The organism is Urechidicola vernalis (genome assembly GCF_031846385.1).
GTDB classification, from domain to species: domain Bacteria; phylum Bacteroidota; class Bacteroidia; order Flavobacteriales; family Flavobacteriaceae; genus Urechidicola; species Urechidicola vernalis.
The window spans coordinates 972900-993546 of the sequence record NZ_JAVRHV010000001.1; the positions used below are offsets into that span (position 1 = coordinate 972900).

Below are 20647 nucleotides of genomic sequence, written 5' to 3' on the forward strand. Positions count from 1 at the left end.
TCTAAATTAGATGAGATTTTTTTTTACCTTTGAGTAATTAACCTTCAAACCAATTCTTCATGAAATATGCAACAATTCTCTTAACCCTAGTTGCTTTATCTAGTTACGCTCAAAATACAGAAGTCTATATTTTTGACATTAGTATTGAACAAGAATTTGTAATGATTTCTAATGGAAAAAATGTTTCTAATAATCCTGGATATGATAGCCAGCCCTCTTTTATCGATAATAATACACTTGTTTTTTCTTCAACCAATAATGACCAGACAGATATTGCCTTGTACAATATTAAAAAAGACAAAAAAAGATGGGTTCAGGAGACTCAGAGCAGTGAATTCTCTCCTACAAAAGTAATAAATGAAGATGCCATATCATTAATAAAACAAGGACTAGATAATACTCAAAAGTTGTATAAATATGGTATAAATGATTCTACTCAAATTGCTTTAGTTGAAGACCTTATCGTGGGTTATCATACTTGGATCAATGGTGAAACTGCAGCCTTGGCCATTTTAGAAAACAATGGATTATCATTAAACATATACAATACTAAGACTAAAGAAAACGAGACTGTGGTTACAAATATTGGTCGTTCACTTCATAAAATTCCAAAAAGCGATTTAATTAGTTATATCGACAAATCTGAACCCCAATGGAAAATAATGTCATTCAATACAACCTCTAAGAGTTCTGATTTTATTATTAATGTAATTGAATCCTCTGAAGATGTGTTTTGGACATCAAAAGGGATACTGGTTACAGGTGTTGATAATAAAATTTACAAATTTGAACCTAACAAAGATGAAGACTGGGTAAAAATTGGTACGCTTAAAGATGAATCATTAACAAATATTACAAGAATCAGCATTAACAACGACACTTCAAAATTAGCTATTGTCGTAGATAATAAATAATTACAAACTACATTACTTTACTCATGAAAAAAATTATTTCATTGGCAATGCTGCTCAGCGTTGCTTTTATATCGGCTCAAGAACTATCAATGGACCTTCTTAAAAATATGAAACCTAGAAGTATCGGTCCTGGAGGAATGTCTGGACGTGTTACTGCCATAGATGTTGTTTTAAACAATCCAGATATTATGTATGTTGGAACGGCTTCTGGTGGACTTTGGAAATCTAACTCAGGTGGTATTAATTGGGAACCTATTTTCGAAAAAGAATTAACCGCTTCTATAGGTGCTGTTGCAATTCAACAATCCAATCCAAGCGTTATTTGGGTAGGAACCGGAGAAGGGAATCCTAGAAACAGTTTAAATGGCGGGTTTGGGGTTTATAGATCTTTAGATGGCGGAAAGAATTGGCAGGCGATGGGATTGGAAAAAACCAGACATATCCATAGAATTATTATAGACCCATCAGATCCAAATACAATTTATGTGGCAGCAATAGGTTCTCCTTGGGGAGAGCACTCAGAGCGTGGTATTTATAAAACCACGGATGCTGGTAAAACTTGGAATCAAGTATTATTTGCAAACAATAAAACTGGAGCTGCGGATTTGGTAATGGACCCGTCGAATCCGAATAAATTAATCGCTGCCATGTGGGAACATAAAAGAGATCCTTGGTTTTTTAATTCAGGTGGAGAAGGTTCTGGACTACATATAACTTATGATGGCGGTGAAACTTGGAAAAAAATAACCGATGAGGACGGGTTTCCAAAAGGAAATTTAGGACGAATAGGTATTGCAATAGCCCCTAATAAACCTAATACCATTTATGCATTGGTTGAGGCCAAAAAAAATGCCTTATATAAAAGTACCGATGGAGGCTTTAAATGGAAAATGGTGAATGACAATTCAGTAGGAAGAGGAAATACCGGTATTGGAAACAGACCATTTTATTATTCTGAGATTTACGTAGACCCAACTAATGAGAATAGAGTTTATACAATTTACACCTATGTAAATGTAAGCCAAGATGGCGGAAAATCTTTTAAACAATTAATGCCTGCCTATGGAGTAGATAACGGTGTACATCCAGATCATCATGCTTGGTGGATTCATCCAACTAACGGCGATTTTATGATTGACGGTAATGATGGTGGCTTGAATATTACCAAGGACGGTGGCAAAAACTGGAGATTTATAGGAAATATTCCAGTTGCTCAATTTTATCATATAAATGTTGATAATGAATACCCGTATAATGTTTATGGAGGAATGCAAGATAATGGTTCATGGCGCGGACCTGCTTACGTTTGGCGTGCTCAAGGAATACGAAACTCCTATTGGCAAGAGATTAGTTTTGGAGATGGTTTTGATGTTGTGCCTGATAGAGATGATTCTCGTTATGGTTGGTCTATGAGTCAGCAAGGATCGGTTAGTAGGTATGATTGGCAAACTGGAAACAATTACTCCGTTAAACCAACTCATCCAGATCCTAACGTGAAATTACGTTTCAATTGGAACTCTGCTATTAATATAGATCCGAATGAAAATAATATCATTTATTTTGGTAGTCAGTTTGTACATAAATCTACCGATAAAGGAGAAACCTGGGAAATAATATCACCAGATTTAACAACCGATGATAAAGAAAAACAAAAGCAAAGTGAAAGTGGTGGTTTAACAATGGATGCAACTGGAGCTGAAAATCATTGTACAATTTTAGTAATAGAACCTGCCCCAATAGAACCAAATACGTTATGGGTCGGAACTGATGATGGCAAGGTCCATGTATCCCAAAACGGGGGTACAGACTGGAATGATGTATCTAAAAACTTGAAAGGATTACCAGAAGGGAGTTGGATTGCTCAAATAAAAGCATCCAACAAAAATAAAGGGGAAGCATTATTAGTAGCAAATGATTATAGACGCTTTAATTATGAGCCCTATGTTTATAGAACTACAAACTATGGTAAATCATGGAATCGAATTGTAGACAGTGAAGATGTTCAGAGTTATGCTTTATCAATTATTGAAGATTTAGAAGAACCTAACCTTTTATTTCTAGGAACAGACGATGGTTTATATATATCCATTAATGCCGGAGAATCTTGGACCAAATGGACTGAAGGCTTCCCAACTGTTTCGGTAAAAGATTTAGTCATTCATCCTAGAGAACATGATTTAATTATTGGAACATTTGGGCGAGCTGCATGGGTGTTAGATGATATTAGACCACTTAGAGCAATTGCAGCAAACACTGAGGTATTAGAAAAAAGTATCGAATTATTTAATCCCCCTACTGGTTATCATGCTTCTTACAAACAACCCACTGGCAGTCGATTTGGTGCGGATGCAATGTACCAAGGAACTAACAGAAGCTCCGGTGCTCATTTTACATATCTTTTCAATAAAAAAGAGGCTCAATCTGATTCTACCAAAGTTAAATGGGATTCAATTCAAATGAATATTTATGACGGAGAACGATTGATTAGGACTTTAAAAAAGAAGACTCCTAAAGAAAACGGAATTCAAAAATGGACTTGGTATATGGATGAAAAAGGAGGTGACAGACCTTCTAGAACAATTTCAAAAAGAAAAACTGAATCAGGTGGGGTTAAAGTAAAACCTGGAACTTACAAAGCCGTTTTGAGTTATGGAAATCAAGCATCAGAAACGACAATTCGTATTGAGAATGATCCAAGGATTGAAAAACTACCTCAAGCAATTTCTGAAGTTTATGATGCGCTAAAAGATATTCAAAATCTCCAACAGATTGAAGCTGATGCGGTAAAGCAATTGGTTGAGAGTAAAAATATAGCAGGTGCATACAGTAAATCTTTAACTAACCTAGATAAGAAAAAATTTAAATCAGAAATTTCATCATCTAAAAAAATTATTAAGAAAGTTGATTCGGTTATAGCATTATATATTGGTAAAATTGATAAAAGACAAGGTATCACAAGTGATACTATTGTGAATGTAAACCAACGTATAGGTAGTGCAAGTAGATATGTTCGATCACGTCAAAATGGAATTACAAAAACAGAAACTATTTTAATTGATCAAGCTAAAGAAGCTCTTTCAAATGCTTTAGATGAAACCAATGCATTTTTTAATGATGAATGGAAGACTTATAAAACGAAAATGGAAAGTTTAGAACTTTCTCCGTTCAAAGAAACTGAAGCATTTAAATTAGATTAGTTTTTGTAACTCATTTGATTTTTAACCTTAAAAAGCCAATTAATTTTTGATTGAATTACCGAATATATCCACAGAAAAAATCGCTTTTAAACTAAAACCATCTGCGGAAAATTTGGTTAAAAAGGGCCATCCTTGGGTTTTTGAAAACAGCATTCTGAAACAAAATAAGGAAGGCAAATCGGGTGATTTGGCGGTGATATTTGACAACAGAAGGAATAAATTTTTAGCTGTAGGTTTTTATGACCCTAACTCCCCTATCCGGATTAAAATATTACATGCCAATAAAGCCGCTAATATTGACACTAAATGGTTCGAAAACAAAATAAAGGAAGCCTTTGATAAAAGGCTTCCTTTATTAAAAACCGAAACCAATAGCTATAGATTGATTTTTGGAGAAAATGATCATCTTCCATCTTTAATCGCAGATGTTTATAGCGAAGTTTTAGTTGTAAAACTTTACGCATCATTTTGGTTTCCATATTTAAAGCAGGTATTACCCATATTAATTAAAACAAGTCAGGCAAAAACTACCGTTTTAAGATTAAGTAGAAATGTTCAAAAAGAAAAGAATTTACTTAATCTAAAGGATGGGCAAGTTTTGGATGGCTCTTTAAAGAATGAAGTAATTATTTTTAAAGAACACGGTATCAACTTTTCAGCAAATGTAATACACGGACATAAAACGGGTTATTTCTTAGACCATAGAGCTAATAGAAAACGTGTAGGTGAAATCTCTAAAGGAAAATCAGTATTGGATGTTTTCTCTTACGCTGGAGGTTTTTCTGTGCATGCATTGGCAGGAGGAGCAAAATCTGTAACTAGTTTAGATATTAGCAAACCCGCACTTGAAATTGCGAAAAGTAATGCGAGACTTAATTCTTTTAACGGTATTCATAAAACTATTGCAGGTGATGCTTTTGAAGAACTTGAAAAACTTGCAACTAAAAAAACATCCTTCGATATTGTAGTAATCGACCCTCCTTCTTTTGCAAAAAGCGCTGCTGAAGTTAATAAAGCTTTAACTAGTTATAAAAAACTGACAAACCTAGGTTTACGTCTTGTCAAAAACGGCGGAACGCTAGTTTTAGCCTCTTGTAGCAGTAGAGTTACTCCTGATGAATTTTATGCATTGGTTGAAGAAACACTTCAAAGAAAAAAACATAATTATACCATCTTGGATAAAACAAAACATGATATAGACCATCCAATTGGTTTTAAGGAAGGCGCCTACTTAAAATGTATTTACATCCAAATTCACTAGAATATTCGATATTTGTTAGTTTTTAAAATAGTTTACGTCCATTAGGGAAGTAAAACTTTAAAATTTAACAATGGGTAACTTGATTATTAGAATTGGGCTTGGATTATTATTTGTTTGGGGAGGAATGGAAAAATTCTTCGAAGGCTATTTTGGTGGTGTAGGATTGGAAAAAATGGCAGGTTCTTTACAGAGTATCGGTTTTGGATTTCTAGGAGAAACTGGAAATTATGTATTAGCCATTCTCTTAGCTGCAACAGAACTCATTGCTGGGCTTTTAATTTTGGCTAATAGAAAGTTGACTTGGGCCTACTACTATTGTGCCGTAATTATGTTGGTGGCATTAATTACAGTGTATTTTCCAAGGGTCAATTGGATGCAATCTATGATTCACATAGCCTTGCTGACTACATTTTTAGGTTTAGGAATTGAAGCAAATCAAAAAAAGAAAGCGTAAAACTTTCTTTTTTAATTATGAATGAACAGGTTCGGCGTATAAATCGTAATCCGCTGCTTCCGTTACTTTAATAGTAGTAAAATCTCCCGTTTTCAAATAATATTTAGAAGCATCAATTAGCACCTCATTATCTACGTCTGGTGAATCAAATTCAGTACGACCTACAAAATGATTCCCTTCTTTACGATCAACAACTACCTTGAACTCCTTCCCTATTTTCTCTTGGTTCAATTCCCATGAAATCTGAGATTGAATCTCCATAATTTCATTCGCCCGTTGTTGTTTTATTTCTTGTGGCACATCATCTTCTAAAGCGTATGCCCCCGTATTCTCTTCATGAGAATACGTAAAGCAACCTAACCGTTCAAAACGCATTTCCTCTACCCAAGATTTTAACGTTTGGTAATCTTCTTCCGTTTCTCCAGGATATCCAACAATTAATGTTGTTCTTATAGCCATACCAGGAACTGCCTCTCTAAATTGTTGTAACAACTTTGTTGTTTTTTCTTTAGTAGTTCCACGTTTCATACTCTTTAAAATGGGGTCTGAAATGTGCTGTAATGGAATATCAATATAATTACAAATCTTCGGTTCGTTTCGCATTATTTCTAAGACATCCATCGGGAATCCAGTTGGGAATGCATAATGCAAACGAATCCATTCTATTCCTTCAACCTTAACTAAAGCTTGTAATAACTCCCCTAAATTTCTCTTTTTATATAAATCTAATCCGTAGTAAGTTAAATCTTGAGCTATTAATATTAACTCCTTAACTCCTTTAGTGGCTAATTTCTGAGCCTCTATAACTACTTCTTCAATGGGAGTAGATTTATGCTTTCCTCTCATTAACGGAATAGCACAAAAACTACATGGTCTATCACAACCTTCTGCTATTTTTAAATAGGCGTAGTTTTTAGGGGTGGTCGTAAGACGCTCTCCAATTAATTCATGCTTATAATCAGCGCCTAACACCTTTAGCAATCCAGGTAATTCCGTAGTGCCAAAATATTGATCAACAGCCGGAATTTCCTTCTGTAAATCTGGCTTATAACGTTCACTTAAACAACCCGTAACAAAAACTTTATCTACATCTCCTTCCTCTTTTTTACGCACATAGTCTAATATGGTATTAACACTTTCTTCTTTAGCGTTATCTATAAATCCACAAGTATTTATTACAACTACATTCCCTTCTTCTTCATGGGCCACTTCTTTGCCATTGGCTTTTAATTGTCCCATCAACACTTCAGAATCATAAACGTTTTTTGAACAACCTAAAGTAACAACGTTTATTTTATTTTTTTTGAGTGATTTCGTACGCATATCATTCTAATTTTTGGACTGCAAAAGTACGGAATTATATTGGTTGAGACTGCCTAAGTCAATATGTTATTCGTATCCAATCGGAACTTTTCTGTGCTTCGTAACTTGCTCATATCCATATGCCCACTGCAATAATTCTCGTTCTCCTTTTGGTGAAATAAAGGTCAACCCATAAGGTTTGTTGTATTTATCATAACCCATAGGAACGGTAATAGCCGGATATATTGCAACAGCCGCAAAACCTGCATGGTAATTATTGATAGATAAAATCCCATCCAAATTATTCGCTTTCATAGGTACATCAAAAAATTGTTTCCCTTTTATTTTTAAAGAGTCCTTTAAAGCAACAAAGTCTTCATCTGAAATAGGATCATTAACAATTCCGTAAAATAATTTTTGCCCGTAAGGCATGGTTACCAGCGAATCTGATTTATTAAATTTTATAACATCCGACACCGATGAAACCGAAATACTTTCATTTGTAAGGTGCGATAAATACTTTGGCAAATCGTTTCGCATATCAATATTCAATAAGGTCAAAAATCCATTTAATTGAGGCCTTTCGGGTTCAATTTCAACAAGGACTGCACCACTATTCTCCAATGTATTTACTGCTTGCCTATACAAAGGATTTTCTAATAACGATTTTATAAGCCCAAATCGTTTTCCTTTTATAAATTCCACGGGATCTTTCATCAGCGCTTCTCCATTGAATGCCAAAGTATCTGTTTTAAAACTTAGCGCATCCTTAACGTCATAACCTTTCATTGCATCCAATAAAATGGCATTGTCTATAACATTTTTTGTCATCGGGCCGGGAGTGTCTAATGTACTCGAAATTGGAACAATTCCAGAACGGCTTAGAAAACCAATTGTTGGTTTCAACCCAACAATAGAATTTTGACTGGATGGCGACAATATTGAGCCCGAAGTTTCAGAACCAACAGTCGCTACTGCAAAATTGACCGATGTTGCAACCCCACTTCCAGAGCTAGAACCACCGGTATCTAAAACTGCTCTTCCATATGCATTCAGTGTTTGCCCTCCAACTGCACTATAACCACTTGGACAATCACCACAGAAAAAATAGGCCCACTCGCTTAAATTCGACTTCCCTAAAATAAGTGCTCCTCTATTCTTTAATTGTGCTGTTATAAAAGCATCGTCAGTTATGTTCTCAGCCAAAACAATTGCTCCTGCTGTTGCTGGCATTCCCTTAGCGTTGATATTGTCCTTTAGAAGAATTGGCATTCCAAAAATTGGATGCTTAATTCTATCATTATTCAATTCAATATCTTTTTGCTTCGCTTCTTCCACCACGTTTGGATTGAGCCCTATGACACTATTCAGAGATAAATCATTGTTTCTATCGTATTTCTTGATTCGAAACAAATAAAACAAAGTCAATTCTTCATAACTTATTTTACCATTGGAAATATTACGTTGAAGTGTTGGAATATTTTGTTCCCAAATAAATGGTTTTACACGATTATAATCTTCTTCAGTAAAATCATTCCAATATTTTTCAAATGGTTTCCATAATTCATCTACATTGATGTATTGAGAATCTAAAACTTTATAATCGTACGGAACTGGTGCCTCATCATTAGTTACATATTCTTTAGTTGCATCCTGTTTACAAGAAAATAGAATTACTAAAATAAACAGATAGATAAAATTGGTTTTCATAAAAATAGATTTAAAAAGCAAAATACAAAAAATTGAAATGCACAAGTACAGATACTTAATGAATTCAAATTTATTAGCTAATTTTATATTTGATTTGAAAACTAAAGTATCCATGGCTAATTACGAACGCGTATTTAAAATGAGTTTCGCAAGTGTTTATCCGCACTATGTAACCAAGGTTGAAAAAAAAGGAAAAACAATAGAAGAATTGCATACCGTTATTTTTTGGCTAACAGGTTATAATGAGCAAGGTTTACAATTGTTGATTGATGAAAAATGGGACTTTAGTACATTCTTTGAGAAAGCGCCACAGTTGAACCCAAATGTGGGCAAAATAAAAGGTCTAATCTGTGGCTATCGCGTAGAAGAAATTGAAGACCCATTAATGCAAAAAATTCGCTATCTCGACAAATTAATTGATGAATTGGCTAGGGGAAAAAAAATGGAAAGTATTTTGAGAAAATAAATGGTTAAAAAAATTACTACATCCACTTTGATTTCTTACGCAATCCCCTTAATAATTACGCTAGTTATTATTCTTGATTTTTCACTACCAGGAAAGGTTTACACTGAAGATGCTGTTAAAATAGAAAAAGAACTACAGCGATATTACAATGCCGGTGGTAATTTTCACTACTCGTATGAAGTAGTTACACCAGAACGTCGGTTTGCCGTTTCAGAAACTTTCGCAAATGAAGTTAGAGGAAAATCAATTAGTTATTCAGTTTCTTTAATTTTTAATCAAGTAAATAAGCATGGTTTAGCAAATTCTAATAAAACTAATATTCATTCCTTTCGAATTGCTTCTGGGTTGGTATATCCTCTTTTCGTAATTTTTATATTATTCATTCACTATAAGTACAATAAGAATTGGACCACCTTACTTTTTGTGCTGCAAGTTATTCTTTTAGCAGACCTGTTTTTAGTGATGAATTAACTTTCGAAAAAATATTTATAACTCATACCTGGCTCTAAATGTTATCAATCTAGGCTGAATGAAAATTCTAGATTCCGATACATATAATGTTGTAGAAGTATTTGTTAATTTAGAGTCAATATCTAATAAATTGGTTGCAACTAATTCAAATTCCCATTTTGCATCTCTATTTTTGCGATAAGCCAAGGATGCATTCCAAGTCTGAAAATCATCACTATTTCCATCTTTTAATCTCTGATTTGTATATGTATAATCAGTTTTTAATGTGACTGAATCCCATAAGTAAGCATCTATTTCTAATGAAGGTGCATTTGTGTAAAATGTTGTTGAATTAGTACCTTGATCCGTAGAATTTATTCTATAATAATATCGTAAATTAAAATTTGGAGCTTTTCTAAAATTGGAGCGCAAACTTGGTGTATAACTTTGATTAAAACTTCTAAAAATAGATCTACGTGTATCTACAAACTGATTACTTTTATTATAATTAAAACTAACATTTAGAGATGCTCTTAAAGCCCCAAAAGTTCGTTGAACTCTTCCAAAAGCCGTGGCACTCTCATCTGCAAAACTCGAATTAAAAAAAGTGTTTGTCGTAATCACATTTTCGAAAAATGTGATATTTCTAATACGATCAATATTTTTTGAATAGGACAAACGAGCAAAAACATTGGTGTAATTAAACAAGTTGAAACTAGAATATAACAAACTTAAATTATGAGCCAGAGCATTCTGCAATTCTGGTTCTCCAAATTGGATACTACTAAAGTTATTATATACAATACCTCTAGCCAATTTTGTTACATCGGTAAATTGATTTTGCATTGCATATCTAAACGTTAAACTCTCGTTATTCTTAATTTGAATTCTACTTTCGAAATCTGGTAATACTCTAAAAAAATCTTCTGAATAAGAAACTCCAAATTGCTCATTTTTATTTCCATAACTATGCAATGAAAACCCGGGAGTTATTGTAAACTTTCCAGTTCTAAACCTATAATGAGCCGCTAAATAATTGTCTCTAAAATTATATTCAATATTATTTGTCGCCAATCCGTCATTAAATGTTGGTGTTGGATTAAATTCAGAACCACCATCTAAAAATTGAAATAATCTTGAATCAAATTGTTGTTTGCTAAAAATTGTTCCCAATGTCAAGTTTAAATTACTTTTTGGATTTAGAATTAAATAATAATCTAATTTGGCATCTAACTGATTTGATTTGATTCGTCTGTCTTGTGCTACATTATAATTTTGTTGATTTTGGTCTAAACCTAAAGAGGCTGCCGTAGCATCATAACTATCCTTATCTTCTATTAAAGCGTTGTAAAATGGATCCTCATCTTTTAGTAAATGTTGAACCTCCAATGCAAATATATTGTCTTCATCCAGGGTATAATAGTAATTTAAGTTTTGGTTAATACTAAACGGAGTTCCCTCATCCTTTTGATACGTATTACCCAAAACAGAAGACATCAGATTTTGCACTTGTTTATCATTTGATACCCTTCCTAATATATCATAGTCTAATTGATTATTATAATTTGGCTTATACGCTGCACTTAATTTAATTAATCCTTGGTTAGAACGCTCTTCGCTTGTTTGTTCTGTTAGTTCATTTGGTATTCCCAAATCGGAATCGGTATACTGCTTTATTGTTCTTTGCTTGGAATTAAGCAACGTGGAGTTAAAAATTGCAAAACCACTTACGTCGAAAGTCGGGTTTACAGCCCAACTAAAATTGGATGCTGCAAGCGAATTCTCTATGGATATTGCATTGTTTTGACTAGTTAAAAAACTTAGACTATTATCGCCAAGATTTAAGTTAGTTCCACTACTACTGCTAGGTGCCCTAAAACCACCTCCAAAACCACGCAAATCTCTTGGTGTCAAAACTACTTCACCAATATTATTGATATCGCCAATAAAATTAAAAGTAAATTCAGGGTCATAATAAAATAGTTTGGGTTGAAACAAATACAATCCTTCTTCCGAACTTGCATAACCTGCACCGCCAGTAACGTTACCAAACCAAAAATTTTCTTTTCCTTCCTTTAGTTTGATATTTAAAGCTACATTATCACTGTTATTAGTCACGTTCCTTAATTGCCCAACCTCAGCATAATTCCGTAAAACTTGAATTTTATCTACCGCATTGGAAGGAATATTCTTCGTTGCTAGTTTAGTATCCCCATCAAAAAAATCTTTGCCATTTACCATTAGTTTATTAACTACTTTCCCTTCTACTTCTATCTGACCATCTTGATTTATCTCCACTCCAGGTAATTTCTCCAATACGTCTTCTAGTTTGCGCTCTGAACCATTTTTAAAAGAGTCAGCATTATAAACAATCGTATCTCCTTGCACTTGAACAGGCATTTCATATGTTATTTCAACTTCATCTAAGGCATTATCAGGTTTTAATGTATATTCTTTATAAATATTATCTTCTGCAGTTTTTATTTCATCATCTTCACCAGACATCCCGATATAACTCACCTGAATTGTATACGTTGTATTCTTTTCAAGAGTTAATTTAAACCTACCCTTATCATTGGTAAAACCATATGATTCCATAGATTGTGTAGCCTTATTCATGGCTACGACATTGGCCAACTCTAAAGGTGTTCCTACACTATCTTTTACTATTCCTTCGAAAGAAATTTGAGCAATACCAGTGTATCCAATAAAAATGAATAGTGCAATGATTAAACGTTTCATAAAGTTCAAATAAGTTAGGTTAGTATTGACTATTTAAACTAGTTACTCCTTCTACCACGTGTTCTGTTATTTCTCATTTCAACCATTTTATTAGAAATAATTTCTTGATACTCTGCTTTGGTAACTTCTTTTCCTTTTTCAGGAATTTTAATATTCGTTTTCTCATCTGGATTCATCACTATTTTTGAACATAGCATTGTTGTATTTCCAACATTTACTTCCAAAATTAAGCCCGGTAAACCCCAATACTCTAATGGCCCTTGATTTAATGGGATTTGAGGTGTATACCATGCAGTAACTTCTGTCATTGGCTCTTCCTTTTCCTCACCCTCATCATCGGTGTTCTGAAGTTGACCCCAAGAAAAATCATACCAATTCAAATCCTTACTTGGAATTACAGCTGTAGCTTTAATAGATAAGTAATTCCCTATTTTTTTAGTCTCTTTTCCTATTTTCCAATCAATTTCAAGTAATTTATCTTTTACTAGAAATTGCTTACCATAGAAATCTTGTTTTTGCAATAGAGATTTTGTTTTCACATTTTTATATTGCACACCTGGCGTAAAATTTTTCCCCCAAGTATCTGTAGCTCCAGAATAAGCATCAACCTTTTCATCCTCCTTAAATGTAGACCCCTCTTTATTAAATGTTAAAATGTAAGTCTGCTCCAACCTATTCTTTAATCTTTCAGCAATTTGTTTTTTCTGTGCTTCACTCATGGTTGCACCAAAACTCCCTAACTCCATTTTAGATTTTGAAAAATAATAAGCCTTCCCTTGAAAGTCCTGAGACATCATAAAAAGAGGTAGTAAAAGACCAATAACAAATGTAGGTTTAGATAAAATTGAACGTTTCATAACTATATATATTTTTTGTTCAACAAATATACAATAAAAGTTAAACAAAATAAGAATTATTAGATAAACTTCTCGAAACTATGCTACTTTCTGAAACAAAAAAGCGAGTCTCTTTTCAGAAACTCGCTTTACAAATTTTATCTTATGAAATTTATTTAAAAAAGGAATCTACAAACTCAACTTTATTAAATACTTGTAAATCGTCAATTCCTTCACCTACTCCAATATATTTAACAGGAATTTGGAATTGGTCAGATATCCCAATTACAACACCTCCTTTTGCCGTACCATCTAATTTGGTTACCGCAAGTGAAGTAACTTCTGTTGCTTTTGTAAATTGCTTTGCTTGTTCAAATGCGTTCTGACCGGTAGAACCATCTAATACCAACAATACGTCATGTGGCGCATCGCCAACCACTTTTTGCATAACACGTTTAATTTTCGTTAACTCATTCATTAAGTTCACCTTATTATGTAAACGTCCCGCTGTATCAATAATAATTACATCTGCATGTTGAGTCACTCCGGATTGCAAAGTGTCATAAGCAACTGAGGCTGGGTCTGAACCCATATCTTGCCTTACAATTGGCACATCCACTCTATCTGCCCATACCTGCAATTGATCAATTGCTGCCGCTCTAAACGTATCGGCTGCACCTAAAACAACCTTCTTACCTGATTTCTTAAATTGAGATGCCAACTTACCAATAGTAGTTGTTTTTCCAACACCATTTACACCCACCACCATTAAAACGTACGGCTTTTTATTTTCAGGAACAACAAACTCTGTTTCGTTACCTGTATTTGTTTCAGAAAGTAAACCCGCAATTTCTTCTCTTAATATCGAATTTAACTCATCTGTGCCTAAATATTTATCCTTCGCCACACGTGCTTCGATTCGGTCAATAACTTTTAAGGTTGTCTCTACACCAACATCAGATGAAATTAGAACTTCTTCTAAGTTATCCAATACATCATCATCTACTTTAGATTTCCCTGCTACTGCCTTCGATAATTTTGTTAAAAACGTTGCATTCGTTTTCTCCAATCCTTTATCTAAGGTTTCCTTCTTTTCTTTTGAAAATATTTTTTTAAAAAAACTCATTCTTCTTGGTTGTTAGTCGTCGATTTATTTTAAGAACACATAATAAGTTTCGGTGTTTTAAAATTATTAAACTGCAACAAATATAACATAAAAAAAGGCTATTTTCAATTGAAAATAGCCTTGTAATATTGAGTTGGTAAACGCTTACTTTTTGCTAAAAAAGTCGTTTACTGCTTTAGGATCCATAATAGCTTCAACAAATGTATAAGCACCAGTTTTAGGTGACTTTACCATTTTGATAGCTTTAGATAATCTCTTTGAACCTGTTTGTAACGATGCTACTGCTTTCTTTGCCATGACGTATCTATTTACTTGATTTCTTTATGAACAGTCATTTTCTTTAAGATTGGATTAAATTTCTTAATCTCTAATCTATCCGGAGTGTTCTTTTTGTTTTTAGTTGAAATATATCTTGAAGTACCTGGTTTACCAGAAGCTTTGTGCTCTGTACATTCCAAAATAACCTGAATTCTATTTCCTTTGCTCTTTGCCATCTTAATATACTTTTATTATTAGGAAATTACTTAGTTAAGAACCCTTTTGCTCTTGCTTCTTTAAGCACAGCAGAAATTCCTAATTTATTAATATTCTTTAAAGCAGCCGTAGATACTTTTAAAGTAACCCACTTATCTTCTTCAGGAATATAAAAACGCTTCGTAATTAAATTAGCGTTGAATTTTCTTTTAGTTCTATTCAATGCGTGAGAAACATTGTTCCCAACCATTGCTTTTTTTCCTGTAAGTTCACAAACTCTTGACATTTCTATACAGTTTTATTGTTATCTCAAAACGAGGTGCAAAAATAGAAACATTTTTACAAACTCACAAGACAAATTGAAGTAATTTTTATGAAGTTTCAAAAATATTTTTACCGACGCAAATTTACGATATAATTTAGACATGTAAACGCCCTACTTTTACCAAACACAGATAAGGATTTACCAGTAATTATCTTTTTAGTAGAGCACCTAATTTAAGCCCAAACCTTAACCCCTCAATTCATTCTTTAAAAGTTCCAATGCCATACTAGTTGTGCGCTCTATAACTTTTTGCCTTGGCTTTCCGAAATAATATTCCTTTGTAAAAACACCTTTTGGTGTTGCCAAGGCTATAAAAACAACTCCAACTGTTTTATCCGTATCATCTGAAGTTGGCCCGGCATTACCGGTAGTTGCGATGGCATAATCTACATTTAAACTTTTTTGAACACCCAATGCCATTTCTGTTGCCACTTCTGAACTTACCACTGAAAATTCATTAATTATTTCAGGATTAACCCCCAACAATTCTTCTTTTACAGCTGCATCATAAGCGACTATAGAACCCTTAAAGTAAGCTGACGCTCCAGGTATAGATGTTATCTTTTTAGCGATCGCTCCTCCGGTACAACTTTCGGCAGTAGCGATTGTAGCATTCTCCTTATTCAATAGCTCACCAATCAATTGCTCCATACTTGTTTCTCCTTCCAAACCGATAATGATATCACCAATTAATGCCTGTAATGTTAAAATTTCTTTTTCCAATCCTCTTTCCAATGTTTCTTTATCAAACCCTTTAGCGCTTAATCGCAATCGAACTTTTCCATATGAAGGTAAATAGGCTAGCTTTATATATGAAGGCAATGCATTTTCCCAATCTTCAATTTTTTCTGCAACCATGCTCTCTCCCATTCCATGAGTTAAAACTGTTTTATGTAAAATAAAAGGCAGGGTGTATTTTTCTTGAATCCTAGGCAATACCTTTTCTTTCATCAAACCTTTCATTTCATTTGGCACACCAGGCAATGAAACTACTACTTTCCCATTTGTTTCGAACCACATTCCAGATGCTGATCCATAGTTATTTTGCAACGGAACGCATTTTACAGGGAGCAACGCTTGCTGTCTATTTATTTCTGTAAAAGCATAATTTGCTTTCGAAAATAATTGACGAATATGCTCCTCTACCTCAACATTCATTTCCAATTCTGAATCGAAGTACTCGGCCAGAGTGTGTTTTGTTATATCATCTTTTGTAGGTCCTAGACCTCCTGTAACAATAATAATATCAGCGTGTGACTGTCCTTCAGCAATAGCTTCCAAAATATGCTGCTTATCATCCTGAATAGAAGTCATCTGAAAAACAGCAACACCAATTTTATTCAATTCCTCCGCAATCCATTTTGAATTAGTGTCAGTAATTTGACCAATTAAAATTTCGTCTCCTATGGTAATAATTTCTGCTTGCATACGTCTTCTTCTAAATAAATTTTTACAATATAACTTGAAAAGCAAAAATAATGAATGATTAAAATTCTATTATCATTATTTTTGAGTAAATATATTATCATGAAAAACATACATTTTACACTCTTATTGGTATTCCTATCAATTTCTATCTTCAGTCAAAAATCTACTGAGCAACTCCTTAGGCTTCCATATACTAGTACGCTCGACCAAGCAAATAGAGAATACTTTATATATCTACCTAAAGGATATGAAGATGAACCTTCAAAAGAATGGCCTGTTTTGTTATTTCTGCACGGAAATGGAGAAAGAGGTAATGGTATGGACGAATTGGATTATGTAATGATTCACGGACCTTTATATGAGGCATGGATTCAAAAAAGAGATTTACCATTTATTATGATTGTTCCACAATTACATATGATGGGATTGGATAAAACAACTTCCTACATTGCAGATAGAACACGCGATCAAATCCCGGTAAGACTAGAAGTAGGTGTTCCAGAACGCCCTGGTTTTTTTGGAACAAATGGGCCTATGAATGGGGTTATTCCCAGTAAAACAGTTTACAATATGAACAGAACTCCATCTGGATGGGATCATGTAGACCAAGACCTAATTCATATGCTAGATGAAACTTTGAAAAATTATAATGCAGACAACAAGCGAGTTTACATTTCTGGACTAAGTTATGGAGGGTTTGGTACATTTCATATGGCAAGTAAATTCCCAGAAAGGTTTGCAGCAATGAACCCAGTAGTTGGTTGGGGAACTCCAGAACAAATGGAATCTATTGCGAAAGCACAATTACCCATTTGGGTTTTTGCGGCCGGATATGACACGGCAGTTAAATGGGAAAACTTTTATGTTGGACTCAACAAATTAAAAGAATTAGGACATAAAGATGTGAAGTTTACAATTCATGAAGATCTAGGACATGATGCTTGGAAACGAATTTATGGCGGATGGGATATTTATGCTTGGCTACTAGAAAACAGTAAATAAAATTGTTTAATACTGTCCATTTAAAATCTTTATTTTTGCCATTAAAATTTAATCAATGAATTCCTTTTCTCATTTTTTCTACGACAAATTCACAGCATCTGGAATTGGAGATGAAACAGCTATGTTCCTGAACTTATTAGTACTTGTAGTTAGTCTCTTTATTATTCTTTATGTAATCGATTTCTTATTAAGAAAAATCATTATCAATGCCTTTAACCGATTTGCCGAAAAATCAAATACGAATTTCGACAATTTAATGGTTAAAAATAAAGCTCCTAGAAACATAGCGCATATCGTACCGGTAATTATTGCAGATAGTTTGATTCCCATTGCATTTATAGATTTTGAGAACGCTGGCAACTTTGTAAGTAAAGGACTTGAAGTCTTTGGGGTACTATTAACTCTATGGATTGTTCGAAGTTTACTAAATACATTTAAAGATTATTTCAAAACTTTACCTCGACTAAAGGATAAACCTATTGATAGTTACATTCAAGTGTTTATGATTTTCGCTTGGGCATTTGGATTTATAGTTGTTTTAGTGATCATTGCCGATATTCATATCCCTACATTTTTAGCAACAATGGGTGCGGCTTCTGCAGTAATCTTATTAATGTTTAAAGATACCATCATGGGATTTGTTGCAAGTATTCAAGTCGCAACAAATGATATGGTTAGAATTGGAGACTGGATTACTTTTGAAAAGTATGGAGCTGATGGAGACGTGATCGAAATAAATCTTACAACTGTTAAAGTGCAAAATTTTGATAAAACAATCACAACAATTCCTACGTATTCACTTATTTCTGATTCGGTAAAAAACTGGAGAGGCATGGAAGAAGCGGGTGGTAGAAGGATCAAACGCGCTTTAATTATTAAACAAGAAAGTGTAAAACACCTTTCAACAAACGATATTGATGAGTTAAAGAAAATTCAACTAATATCTGCATATATTGAAAAGCGTCAAGCGGATATTGAACAACATAATATTCAAAATGGCGCAGACAAATCATTATTGATAAACGGTCGAAACTTAACCAATATGGGCGTTTTTAGGAAATATATGGAAACCTATGTAGAAAATCATTCTGCAATTAACGATGAAATGACCGTCATGGTTCGTCAATTAGCTCCAACTTCTCAAGGAATCCCAATTGAGATCTATGCATTTAGCGCCGACAAGGTTTGGAAAAATTACGAATATATAATGGCCGATATTTTCGACCACCTTGTAGCATCTGTCGGTTATTTTAATTTGGAACTATTTGAATTACCAAGTAATACTACTTTTAAAACGAATTAAAAAAAGCCCTCTTTCGAGGGCTTTTTTATTACTTAATTTTTACACTAAAATTTTCATTTCCTTCCAACGTACCTGTAAGCACATCTTCTGACTTTACACTTCCCACTCCAGCGGGAGTTCCTGTAAATAATAGGTCACCCTTTTTTAAGGTGAAATATTGCGACACATAAGCTATCAATTCATCTATTTTCCAAAGCATTGCTTTTGACTCACCATCTTGAACTAACTCGCCGTTCTTATGTAGTTGGAAATTGATGTTTTCTAAATTGAATTGTTCCTTCGGAAAAAATTCACCTACAACAGCACTACCATCAAAACCTTTTGCTTTTTCCCAAGGCAATCCTTTGGCTTTTAACTTTGATTGCATGGCTCTATCCGTAAAATCGATTCCTAGACCAATCTCATCATAATATTTATGTGCAAATTTTTGATCTATGTATTTTCCAACCTTATTAATTTTCACCAAAACTTCAACTTCGTAATGAATTTCATCAGCGAAAGCAGGAATAAAGAATGGCATTTTTTTTGGTAATATAGCAGAATCCGGTTTCAAAAAGACCACTGGTTCAGTAGGTCTTTCATTCGCTAATTCCTCTATATGTTTGGCGTAATTTCGCCCTATGCAGATTATTTTCATGATAATTAACTATGAAATTATGGTAACCACTTTTTCTCAAAATTAGGCTTACGCTTTTCTAAAAATGCATTCCTACCTTCTTTTGCTTCTTCGGTCATATAAGCTAAGCGTGTAGCCTCACCTGCAAATACTTGTTGACCTACCATGCCATCATCAGTTAAATTCATGGCGAATTTCAACATTTTTATAGATGTAGGAGATTTTGCTAACACTTCTTGCGCCCATTCATATGCTGTATCTTCTAATTCATCATGAGGTACCACAGCATTTACCATTCCCATTTCAAAAGCTTCTTGCGCAGAATAATTTCTACCTAAGAAAAATATTTCTCGAGCTTTTTTCTGCCCAACCATTTTTGCCAAATATGCCGAACCATAACCACCGTCAAAACTTGTGACATCAGCATCTGTTTGTTTAAAAATGGCATGCTCCTTACTAGCCAACGTCATATCGCAAACCACATGTAAACTATGGCCTCCGCCAACTGCCCAACCAGGAACAACACAAATAACCGCTTTTGGCATAAAACGTATCATACGCTGTACCTCTAAAATATTTAAGCGATGTTGCCCATCTCTACCAACATATCCTTGATGGCCACGTGCTTTTTGATCGCCTCCACTACAAAACGAATATACTCCATCTTTTGTAGAAGGCCCCTCTGCAGACAATAAAACAACTCCTATTGAAGTGTCTTCTTGTGCATCATAAAATGCATCAATCAACTCTGAAGTTGTCGTTGGTCTAAACGCATTTCTGACATTTGGCCTATTAAAAGCAATACGTGCAACTCCGTTACATTTTTTATAGGTAATATCTTCAAATTCCTTAACGGTTTTCCAGTCTATTATACTCATTGATTCATTTATTTATCGAGTGTAAAAATAACTTATTTTAAATAAAAATTACCTCATAAAAATACACTTGACCTATATTGTAACTTACGTAACACTTTATCAAATTTTGAAAGTGTAAATTTGTACAAGAATTAGCGACAAAAACTCTGTCAACTAAAAAAAC

19 protein-coding genes are annotated in these 20647 nt (G+C 33.7%); 8 read left to right on the forward strand and 11 right to left on the reverse strand.

Features of this window, described 5'->3' with window-relative positions; all coding sequences use genetic code 11:
• Window positions 1-59 precede the first annotated feature (59 nt).
• From RM519_RS04365 to RM519_RS04380, 4 genes are all read left to right on the forward strand, one after another.
• Window positions 60-914, forward strand: coding sequence for a TolB-like translocation protein (locus RM519_RS04365; protein WP_311592335.1), 855 nt, complete (start codon window positions 60-62; stop codon window positions 912-914).
• 23 nt (window positions 915-937) lie between these two features.
• Window positions 938-4111, forward strand: a complete 3174-nt coding sequence (locus RM519_RS04370) for a WD40/YVTN/BNR-like repeat-containing protein (protein ID WP_311592336.1) — start codon at window positions 938-940, stop codon at window positions 4109-4111.
• 46 nt (window positions 4112-4157) lie between these two features.
• The gene (locus RM519_RS04375; RefSeq protein WP_311592337.1) at window positions 4158-5372 is read left to right on the forward strand and encodes a class I SAM-dependent rRNA methyltransferase; all 1215 of its coding nucleotides are present in this window, start codon (window positions 4158-4160) and stop codon (window positions 5370-5372) included.
• A 70-nt stretch (window positions 5373-5442) separates the two neighbouring features.
• Entirely contained in the window at window positions 5443-5826 is a 384-nt protein-coding gene (locus tag RM519_RS04380; RefSeq protein ID WP_311592338.1) for a DoxX family protein, read from the forward strand.
• A gap of 15 nt (window positions 5827-5841) precedes the next feature.
• Here the strand turns inward: RM519_RS04380 and rimO are convergent, their stop codons facing one another.
• Both rimO and RM519_RS04390 read right to left on the reverse strand, forming a co-directional pair.
• Window positions 5842-7149, reverse strand: a complete 1308-nt coding sequence (gene rimO / locus RM519_RS04385; RefSeq protein WP_311592339.1) for a 30S ribosomal protein S12 methylthiotransferase RimO — start codon at window positions 7147-7149, stop codon at window positions 5842-5844.
• 66 nt (window positions 7150-7215) lie between these two features.
• Entirely contained in the window at window positions 7216-8838 is a 1623-nt protein-coding gene (locus RM519_RS04390; RefSeq protein WP_311592340.1) for an amidase family protein, read from the reverse strand.
• Window positions 8839-8950: 112 nt separating this feature from the next.
• Here RM519_RS04390 and RM519_RS04395 point away from each other — a divergent pair, with 112 nt between their 5' ends.
• Both RM519_RS04395 and RM519_RS04400 read left to right on the forward strand, forming a co-directional pair.
• Window positions 8951-9304 carry a DUF2200 domain-containing protein gene (locus tag RM519_RS04395; RefSeq protein WP_311592566.1) on the forward strand — a complete coding sequence of 118 codons (354 nt, stop codon included), beginning with the start codon at window positions 8951-8953 and terminating at the stop codon, window positions 9302-9304.
• Entirely contained in the window at window positions 9305-9775 is a 471-nt protein-coding gene (locus tag RM519_RS04400) for a hypothetical protein (RefSeq protein ID WP_311592341.1), read from the forward strand.
• Between the two features lie 15 nt (window positions 9776-9790).
• Here RM519_RS04400 and RM519_RS04405 read toward each other — a convergent pair whose 3' ends face one another.
• The 7 genes from RM519_RS04405 to RM519_RS04435 all read right to left on the reverse strand — a co-directional run bounded on the left by RM519_RS04405 (window position 9791) and on the right by RM519_RS04435 (window position 16685).
• The gene (locus RM519_RS04405) at window positions 9791-12496 is read right to left on the reverse strand and encodes a carboxypeptidase-like regulatory domain-containing protein (protein ID WP_311592342.1); all 2706 of its coding nucleotides are present in this window, start codon (window positions 12494-12496) and stop codon (window positions 9791-9793) included.
• Window positions 12497-12534: 38 nt separating this feature from the next.
• Window positions 12535-13353: a GLPGLI family protein gene (locus RM519_RS04410; RefSeq protein ID WP_311592343.1), complete on the reverse strand. Its 819-nt coding sequence runs from the start codon at window positions 13351-13353 to the stop codon at window positions 12535-12537.
• Between the two features lie 151 nt (window positions 13354-13504).
• Complete coding sequence (gene ftsY / locus RM519_RS04415) at window positions 13505-14458, reverse strand: signal recognition particle-docking protein FtsY (protein ID WP_311592344.1); 954 nt, start codon at window positions 14456-14458, stop codon at window positions 13505-13507.
• Between the two features lie 144 nt (window positions 14459-14602).
• A complete protein-coding gene (locus RM519_RS04420) occupies window positions 14603-14755 on the reverse strand; it encodes a DUF4295 domain-containing protein (protein WP_311592345.1) in 153 nt (50 codons plus the stop codon).
• A gap of 11 nt (window positions 14756-14766) precedes the next feature.
• Window positions 14767-14952 carry a 50S ribosomal protein L33 gene (gene rpmG / locus RM519_RS04425; protein ID WP_311592347.1) on the reverse strand — a complete coding sequence of 62 codons (186 nt, stop codon included), beginning with the start codon at window positions 14950-14952 and terminating at the stop codon, window positions 14767-14769.
• A gap of 26 nt (window positions 14953-14978) precedes the next feature.
• A complete protein-coding gene (gene rpmB, locus RM519_RS04430) occupies window positions 14979-15218 on the reverse strand; it encodes a 50S ribosomal protein L28 (protein WP_311592348.1) in 240 nt (79 codons plus the stop codon).
• 225 nt (window positions 15219-15443) lie between these two features.
• Window positions 15444-16685, reverse strand: a complete 1242-nt coding sequence (locus RM519_RS04435) for a competence/damage-inducible protein A (RefSeq protein ID WP_311592349.1) — start codon at window positions 16683-16685, stop codon at window positions 15444-15446.
• Between the two features lie 99 nt (window positions 16686-16784).
• Here RM519_RS04435 and RM519_RS04440 point away from each other — a divergent pair, with 99 nt between their 5' ends.
• Window positions 16785-17687, forward strand: coding sequence for a carboxylesterase family protein (locus RM519_RS04440; RefSeq protein ID WP_311592350.1), 903 nt, complete (start codon window positions 16785-16787; stop codon window positions 17685-17687).
• A gap of 55 nt (window positions 17688-17742) precedes the next feature.
• Window positions 17743-18990: a mechanosensitive ion channel family protein gene (locus RM519_RS04445; protein ID WP_311592351.1), complete on the forward strand. Its 1248-nt coding sequence runs from the start codon at window positions 17743-17745 to the stop codon at window positions 18988-18990.
• Window positions 18991-19018: 28 nt separating this feature from the next.
• Here RM519_RS04445 and RM519_RS04450 read toward each other — a convergent pair whose 3' ends face one another.
• Window positions 19019-19627 carry a fumarylacetoacetate hydrolase family protein gene (locus RM519_RS04450; RefSeq protein WP_311592352.1) on the reverse strand — a complete coding sequence of 203 codons (609 nt, stop codon included), beginning with the start codon at window positions 19625-19627 and terminating at the stop codon, window positions 19019-19021.
• Between the two features lie 17 nt (window positions 19628-19644).
• Window positions 19645-20484, reverse strand: coding sequence for a 1,4-dihydroxy-2-naphthoyl-CoA synthase (locus RM519_RS04455; RefSeq protein WP_311592354.1), 840 nt, complete (start codon window positions 20482-20484; stop codon window positions 19645-19647).
• Window positions 20485-20647: the final 163 nt, after the last annotated feature.

Bases quoted from the DNA above. Each gene is read 5' to 3' on its own strand.
- RM519_RS04395 (WP_311592566.1), top strand. From the start codon at position 8,951: ATGGCTAATTACGAACGCGTATTTAAAATGAGTTTCGCAAGTGTTTAT.
- ftsY (WP_311592344.1), bottom strand. From the start codon at position 14,458: ATGAGTTTTTTTAAAAAAATATTTTCAAAAGAAAAGAAGGAAACCTTA.
- RM519_RS04390 (WP_311592340.1), bottom strand. From the start codon at position 8,838: ATGAAAACCAATTTTATCTATCTGTTTATTTTAGTAATTCTATTTTCT.
- RM519_RS04405 (WP_311592342.1), bottom strand. From the start codon at position 12,496: ATGAAACGTTTAATCATTGCACTATTCATTTTTATTGGATACACTGGT.
- RM519_RS04370 (WP_311592336.1), top strand. From the start codon at position 938: ATGAAAAAAATTATTTCATTGGCAATGCTGCTCAGCGTTGCTTTTATA.
- RM519_RS04435 (WP_311592349.1), bottom strand. From the start codon at position 16,685: ATGCAAGCAGAAATTATTACCATAGGAGACGAAATTTTAATTGGTCAA.
- RM519_RS04455 (WP_311592354.1), bottom strand. From the start codon at position 20,484: ATGAGTATAATAGACTGGAAAACCGTTAAGGAATTTGAAGATATTACC.
- RM519_RS04440 (WP_311592350.1), top strand. From the start codon at position 16,785: ATGAAAAACATACATTTTACACTCTTATTGGTATTCCTATCAATTTCT.
- RM519_RS04380 (WP_311592338.1), top strand. From the start codon at position 5,443: ATGGGTAACTTGATTATTAGAATTGGGCTTGGATTATTATTTGTTTGG.
- RM519_RS04420 (WP_311592345.1), bottom strand. From the start codon at position 14,755: ATGGCAAAGAAAGCAGTAGCATCGTTACAAACAGGTTCAAAGAGATTA.
- rimO (WP_311592339.1), bottom strand. From the start codon at position 7,149: ATGCGTACGAAATCACTCAAAAAAAATAAAATAAACGTTGTTACTTTA.
- rpmB (WP_311592348.1), bottom strand. From the start codon at position 15,218: ATGTCAAGAGTTTGTGAACTTACAGGAAAAAAAGCAATGGTTGGGAAC.
- RM519_RS04450 (WP_311592352.1), bottom strand. From the start codon at position 19,627: ATGAAAATAATCTGCATAGGGCGAAATTACGCCAAACATATAGAGGAA.
- RM519_RS04445 (WP_311592351.1), top strand. From the start codon at position 17,743: ATGAATTCCTTTTCTCATTTTTTCTACGACAAATTCACAGCATCTGGA.
- RM519_RS04400 (WP_311592341.1), top strand. From the start codon at position 9,305: ATGGTTAAAAAAATTACTACATCCACTTTGATTTCTTACGCAATCCCC.
- RM519_RS04410 (WP_311592343.1), bottom strand. From the start codon at position 13,353: ATGAAACGTTCAATTTTATCTAAACCTACATTTGTTATTGGTCTTTTA.
- RM519_RS04365 (WP_311592335.1), top strand. From the start codon at position 60: ATGAAATATGCAACAATTCTCTTAACCCTAGTTGCTTTATCTAGTTAC.
- rpmG (WP_311592347.1), bottom strand. From the start codon at position 14,952: ATGGCAAAGAGCAAAGGAAATAGAATTCAGGTTATTTTGGAATGTACA.